Below are 5,931 nucleotides of genomic sequence, written 5' to 3'. Positions count from 1 at the left end.
GCGCATCGCGCTGGGCATCACGCTCACCGTGACGGTCATGGAGATCGTCGGCGGGCTGCTGTCCGGCTCCCTGGCACTGATCGCCGACGCGGCCCATATGGCGACCGACGCGCTGGGCCTCGGCATGGCCCTGCTGGCGATCCACTTCGCCAACAAACCGGCCGGACCGAACCGCACCTTCGGCTACGCCCGCGCCGAGATCCTCGCCGCGCTGGCCAACTGCCTGCTGCTGCTCGGGGTCGGCGGCTACCTCCTCTTCGAGGCGGTGGAGCGCTTCGTCAGCCCGGCCGAAACCAGGGGCGGGCTGACGATCGCCTTCGCCCTGGTCGGCCTGGTGGCGAACATGGTGTCGCTGTCGCTGCTGGTGCGCGGGCAGAAGGACAGCCTCAATGTGCGGGGCGCCTATCTGGAGGTGCTCGCGGACACTCTCGGTTCGGTGACCGTGCTGATCTCGGCGGGCATCATCCTGGCCACCGGCTGGCAGGCCGCGGACCCGATCGCCTCGCTGCTCATCGGCCTCATGATCGTTCCGCGTACGGTGAAGCTGCTCAGGGAGACACTGAACGTGCTGCTGGAGTCGGCGCCCAAGGGCGTCGACATGGGCGAGGTGCGCGACCACATCACGGCCCTGCCCGGGGTGCTGGACGTCCATGACCTCCATGCCTGGACGATCACCTCCGGCATGCCGGTGCTCTCCGCCCATGTGGTGGTGCACCAGGAACTGCTCGACTCGATCGGGCACGAGAAGCTCCTGCACGAACTGCAGGGCTGTCTCGGCGACCACTTCGACGTCGAGCACTGCACTTTCCAGCTGGAGCCGAGCGGGCACGCCGAGCACGAGGCGAGGCTCTGCCGCTGACGCGGGGGCGAAAGAACCGGCGGTGTAGGGTTTTCGCAGAGGCGTACGAGCCTCCACCCGTGTGAGAGCCGTGTCCGAGAGAGGAGCTGGGGCTGATGACCGCCGCGAAGGCACCTGCCCTGCGCACCCTCCGGTCCTGCTTCAGCTCCAGGGTTCCCGGCTAGTCCTCCGGCTCTCACCGAGTCGGCACGTCGGCCGGAGCCCGCTCACCCAAGGGTTTCCCACGTTGACCGACAACGATCACTCCCAGCACGACGAACCGTCCCGCTCCCCGCACGACCGCGATCCGGAGCAGCCGTCCCGCGGCAACGACACCCGCTGGAGGACCCGCCCCGAGACGCCGGCGGACACCGCAGCGGTGCACGCGGTCAACGCCGCGGCGTTCCCGACGGACGCGGAGGCCCATCTGGTCGACGCACTGCGCGGCGATCCCCAGGCCTGGCTGCCCGGGCTCTCCTGCCTGGCCGAGGCGCCCGACGGTTCCGTGGCCGCGTACGCCCTGCTGACCCGCTGCCTGGTCGGGGGCGTACCGGCACTGGCGCTCGCCCCGGTGGCCACGGCGCCGGAACATCAACGCCGGGGCGCGGGGCAGGCCGTGGTCCGGGCCGTGCTCGACGCGGCCCGCCTGCGCGCGGAGCCGCTGGTCCTGGTACTCGGCCATCCCGGGTACTACCCGAGGTTCGGCTTCGTGCCCGCGTCGCGGTACGGAATCCGGCCGGGCTTCGAGGTGCCGGACGAGGCGATGATGGCGCTGGTCCTCGATGATTCCGGGCCGGTTCCCCAGGGCACGATTCAGTACCCGGTGGCGTTCGGGATCTGACCCGCCCGTCCGGCCGCGCCGCGGCCGCGTGGGGCGGCGGGGCCGGACATGCCAGGACCCGAAGTGCGGACAAGCCGCTTTTGTACGGCAGACTTGAGCACACTCGACGGGACCGGCGCACGGGGCCGGGACCACAGCGAAGGATGGGTATGCCGACCACACCAGCCACCGCGGCGAACACCTCGTCGAACGGCTCAGCAGAAGCGATCATGCTCGAACTGGTCGACGAGAACGGCACCACCATCGGCACGGCGGAGAAGCTCGCCGCCCACCAGGCACCCGGCCAACTGCACCGCGCGTTCTCGGTGTTCCTCTTCGATGAGCAGGGCCGGCTACTGCTGCAGCGGCGCGCCCTGGGCAAGTACCACTCCCCCGGTGTCTGGTCCAACACCTGTTGCGGTCACCCGTATCCGGGCGAGGCGCCCTTCGCCGCCGCCGCCCGGCGGACGTTCGAGGAACTGGGCATCTCCCCCTCTCTGCTGGCCGAGGCGGGCACCGTCCGCTACAACCACCCGGACCCCGCCTCGGGTCTGGTGGAGCAGGAGTTCAACCACCTCTTCGTGGGCATGGCGCAGGAGCAGCTGCGGCCGGATCCGGAGGAGGTGGGAGAGACGGCCTTCGTGTCGGCCGAGGAGCTGGCCGAACGGCATGACCGGGCGCCGTTCTCCGCCTGGTTCATGACGGTGCTCGATGCCGCCAGGCCCGCGATCCGGGAGCTGACCGGTCCGGCTGCCGGCTGGTAGGGACGCCCGCGGGCGCGGAGGGGTCAGGGGCGCGGACTGAGCGGCAGCGCCGCCCAGATGACCTTTCCGCCGCCCGCGGTGTGCTCCACGTCGCAGGCCCCGCCCGCCTCCCGGGTGATCTCCCGGACCAGCAGCAGTCCGCGCCCGCCCGTCTGCGCGTAGTCGGTCTCCAGCGCTGTCGGGCGGTACGGATGGTTGTCCTCGACGGACACCCTGACCCATTCGGCGCCCACGGCCACCTCCACGGCGAACTCCGGCGAGAGCAGCGCCGCGTGCTTCACCGCGTTGGTGACCAGTTCGGAGACGATGAGCAGCAGCCCCTGGGCGATGTCGTCGTCCAGCGGTACGCCCTGGCGGTCCAGCAGATCGCGTACGGCGTGCCGGGCCTGGGGTACGGAGACGTCCGTGGCCGGGGCGGTGAACCGCCAGACCCCTTCGTACGGCACGGGCCTGGCGGGGACACTCCCGCGGCTCTCCATAGACCGGTACCCGCTCTCGACTCGATGGTGACTGCACGTCGAGTACAGGGTGCGGGGCGTAGTTGGTGCGGTCCGTACCACTGAGCAGAAGTCGACCTCTATCGACGGAACTTGACCGAACAGCTGTGGGTAAGTCAGTTATCGGACCGCTTTTGCTCGTCTGCTGGCGGCTGGACCTGGTCTCCCCGGGCCGCCCCTCCCGCAGGCGCCATCTGGTCCGAGACCATCGAGACGATCCGGCGGCCTCCCACACCGATCGCGATGAGCCCGAGTCCGTCGAAGAGCAGGGCGAGCGAGAAGAAGCAGCCGAGCACGTAGAGGCTGCTGTGCGGCCAGTCGAAGAGGACCAGCAGACCCAGCAGCAGTCCGAAGGCGCCCTGCAGGAGCGTCCAGCCGAACTGCGGGCCGCGCACCACCACACTTCCGACGAGGCGGAACACCCCACCGGTCAGGAAGAGCAGCGCGGCGAACATGGTCAGCGCCTCGGCGGTGCCGTGCGGGTGGCGGATAACCACGACCCCGGCGGCGATGTTCAGCGCGGCGACCACCACGCCCAGCCAGAAGTAGCTGGTCCCGCGCGACTGGATCGCGTGGAGCAGCCCGACCAGGCCGCCGATCAGCAGCAGCCAGCCGAAGAGGATCATCGAGGTGAGCGTCGCGACGCCGGTGTAGACGAGACCGACCAGACCGGCGACGACGAGGAGAGCGCCGAGCAGGGCGAGGCCGCTGAAACCGCGGCTGAGCTTCCTGCCTTCTCTTACGGGGTCGGCCACCAGAAGCTCCTCGGGGTGTGTGCCTGCTTCGCGGCCCCTTCTTGATCATAGGTTCGAACGGTGCGGATAGCATCCGGCGCATGGACCGTAAGGAACCCCGGCTGGAGCTCACCGTCGCGGACGGCGTCGCCACCCTCGTCATCAGCAATCCCGCCAAGCGCAATGCGATGACGACCGCGATGTGGCAGTCGCTGCCCGTGCTGCTGGAGGAGCTGGCCGCCGACTCCTCGGTGCGCGCGCTGGTACTGACGGGCGCCGGGGACACCTTCTGCGCCGGAGCGGACATCTCCTCCCTCCGCGACCCCTCGGGCGCCCCGCAGGGGCTCGCGGTGGCGGCCGAGGAGGCGCTCGCCGCCTTCCCCCGGCCGTCCATCGCCGCGGTGCGCGGCTACTGCGTGGGCGGGGGAAGCCAGCTGGCGGCCGCCTGCGATCTGCGGTTCGCCGAGGAGGGGGCGTCGTTCGGCGTCACCCCCGCGAAGCTCGGGATCGTCTACGCCGCGTCGTCGACCCGCCGGCTGGTCGCGCTGACGGGCCCGGCGACGGCGAAGCACCTGCTGTTCTCCGGCGAGCTGATCGGTACGGACCGGGCGCTGCGGACCGGTCTGGTCGACGAGGTGCTGCCCGCCGGCGAGCTGGACAAGCGGGTCGAGGCGTACGTCCGGGTCCTGGTGTCCCGTTCGCGGCTGACCCAGTCGGCCGCGAAGGAGTTCGCCGCGGGGCGCGAGGACCGGGACGCCCACTGGGCGGACCAGGCGCGCCGCAGCGGCGACACCGCGGAGGGGGTCGCCGCGTTCCTGGAACGGCGCGCGCCGCGCTTCACCTGGCCGTCCCGGGCCTGACCGCTCCCCGCTACCGGAGGATGAAGCGGCTCTTGGCGCGCCACTCCTCGACGATCTCGGCCGGCGCCTTCTCGGGGGACCCCGCGTCGTACGGCGGCTGCGGGTCGTACTCGGTCAGCAGCTGTACGGACTGGGCATGCCGGTCGCCCGCGATCCGGCCGAGCAGGGTGAGTCCCATGTCGATGCCGGACGAGACGCCCGCGGCCGTGACGTACTTGCCGTCGATGACGACGCGGTCGCCGGTCGGCTCGACGCCGTAGCCCTTCAGTGTGCCGAGGGCGAGCCAGTGCGAGGTCCCCCGCCGCCCCTTCAGGAGCCCGGCGGCCGCGAGCAGCAGCGAGCCGGTGCAGACGGAGGTCGTCCAGGTACTGGTGGCATCGGCGGTGCGCAGCCAGTCCAGCAGGGTCTCGTTCTCCATCTGGGCGTGCTGCCCCGGGCCGCCGGGAACTATCACCAGATCGGGCGCCGGGACCTCGCCGAACGTCCGGTCGGCGACCAGCGACAGGCTGCCGGAGTCGTTGCGCACGGGACCGGTCCGCTCGGCGACGAAGACGGTCTCGGCGCCGGGGGCACGGGACAGGATCTCGTACGGTCCGACGGCGTCGAGCGCGGTGAAACGGTCGAAGAGGACAATGGCGATCTGCATGGGTGGCTGCCTGCCTTCCGGTCAGTGACCGATGGTGAGGGGTTCGGTGGGGCCGGGCCCGTGGACGGGGCCGGCCGACGGACGGGGGGCGAACCGCCTGCGGTATTCGGCGGGTGCGGTGCCCAGTGCCTTGATGAACGCGCGGCGCATCGCCTCCGGCGTGCCGTAGCCGCACAGCCGCGAGATGCCCGCCACGCCGTCGGTGGTGTCCTCCAGGAGCCTGCGGGCCTGTTCGAGACGGACGCGGTCGACGTACCGGCCGGGTGTCATACCGGTCTCGGCCTGGAAGGCGCGGGCGAAGTGCCGCGGCGAGAGCCGGGCGCGGGCGGCGAGAGCCTCGACGGACAGGTCGTCGCCGGGGTGTTCGGTGATCCAGTGCTGGACCTCGCGCAACGGTTCGCGGCGGGCCGTCTGGGCGGTGAGCTGGGCGCTGAACTGAGCCTGGTTCCCCGGCCTGCGCAGAAAGACCACCAGATGCCGGGCGACCGTGAGCGCCACGTCCCGGCCGTGGTCCTCCTCGACGAGTGCGAGCGCGAGATCGATGCCCGCGGTGACTCCGGCGGAGGTGGCCAGCCTGCCGTCGCGTACGAAGATGGGTTCGGGGTCCACCTCGACCTCCGGATAGGCGCGGGCCAAGTGGTCGCAGAGCATCCAGTGCGTGGTCACCCGGTGACCGTCCAGCTGACCGGCAGCGGCGAGCAGCAGTGCGCCGCTGCAGACGGAGACGAGCCGTTCGGCGTGCGGGGCGTTTTCGCGCAGCCAGCCGACGAGG

The 5,931-nt window shown here is 71.2% G+C and carries 8 protein-coding genes; 4 read left to right on the top strand and 4 right to left on the bottom strand.

Translation table 11 applies throughout. The features are described from left to right. The 3 genes from J1C73_RS08840 to idi all read left to right on the top strand — a co-directional run. Nucleotides 1-859 (top strand): cation diffusion facilitator family transporter (locus J1C73_RS08840; protein WP_242643915.1); only part of this gene is annotated, 859 nt, incomplete at its 5' end. Nucleotides 860-1,085: 226 nt separating this feature from the next. Further along, nucleotides 1,086-1,679, top strand: a complete 594-nt coding sequence (locus tag J1C73_RS08835; RefSeq protein WP_207315847.1) for a GNAT family N-acetyltransferase — start codon at nucleotides 1,086-1,088, stop codon at nucleotides 1,677-1,679. Between the two features lie 149 nt (nucleotides 1,680-1,828). Then, the gene (idi, locus tag J1C73_RS08830) at nucleotides 1,829-2,422 is read left to right on the top strand and encodes an isopentenyl-diphosphate Delta-isomerase (protein ID WP_123464486.1); all 594 of its coding nucleotides are present in this window, start codon (nucleotides 1,829-1,831) and stop codon (nucleotides 2,420-2,422) included. A 23-nt stretch (nucleotides 2,423-2,445) separates the two neighbouring features. Here idi and J1C73_RS08825 read toward each other — a convergent pair whose 3' ends face one another. Further along, nucleotides 2,446-2,901 (bottom strand): ATP-binding protein, encoded by a 456-nt coding sequence (locus J1C73_RS08825; protein ID WP_207315846.1) that lies wholly within the window; start codon nucleotides 2,899-2,901, stop codon nucleotides 2,446-2,448. 134 nt (nucleotides 2,902-3,035) lie between these two features. Further along, the gene (locus J1C73_RS08820) at nucleotides 3,036-3,674 is read right to left on the bottom strand and encodes an HdeD family acid-resistance protein (RefSeq protein WP_307797631.1); all 639 of its coding nucleotides are present in this window, start codon (nucleotides 3,672-3,674) and stop codon (nucleotides 3,036-3,038) included. A gap of 80 nt (nucleotides 3,675-3,754) precedes the next feature. On the opposite strand from J1C73_RS08820, the gene J1C73_RS08815 reads away from it, so the two are divergent. Beyond that, nucleotides 3,755-4,513, top strand: a complete 759-nt coding sequence (locus tag J1C73_RS08815) for an enoyl-CoA hydratase/isomerase family protein (protein ID WP_207315845.1) — start codon at nucleotides 3,755-3,757, stop codon at nucleotides 4,511-4,513. A 10-nt stretch (nucleotides 4,514-4,523) separates the two neighbouring features. Here the strand turns inward: J1C73_RS08815 and J1C73_RS08810 are convergent, their stop codons facing one another. Both J1C73_RS08810 and J1C73_RS08805 read right to left on the bottom strand, forming a co-directional pair. Next, on the bottom strand, nucleotides 4,524-5,159 hold the full coding sequence (locus J1C73_RS08810) for a DJ-1/PfpI family protein (RefSeq protein WP_207315844.1): 636 nt from the start codon (nucleotides 5,157-5,159) through the stop codon (nucleotides 4,524-4,526). A 21-nt stretch (nucleotides 5,160-5,180) separates the two neighbouring features. Next, nucleotides 5,181-5,931, bottom strand: a 751-nt coding sequence (locus J1C73_RS08805; protein ID WP_207315843.1) for a GlxA family transcriptional regulator, incomplete at its 5' end; no start/stop codon positions are given.

Source organism: Streptomyces laculatispora, from assembly GCF_017353455.1.
GTDB classification, from domain to species: domain Bacteria; phylum Actinomycetota; class Actinomycetes; order Streptomycetales; family Streptomycetaceae; genus Streptomyces; species Streptomyces laculatispora.
This window is presented reverse-complemented; position numbering and strand designations above follow the sequence as displayed.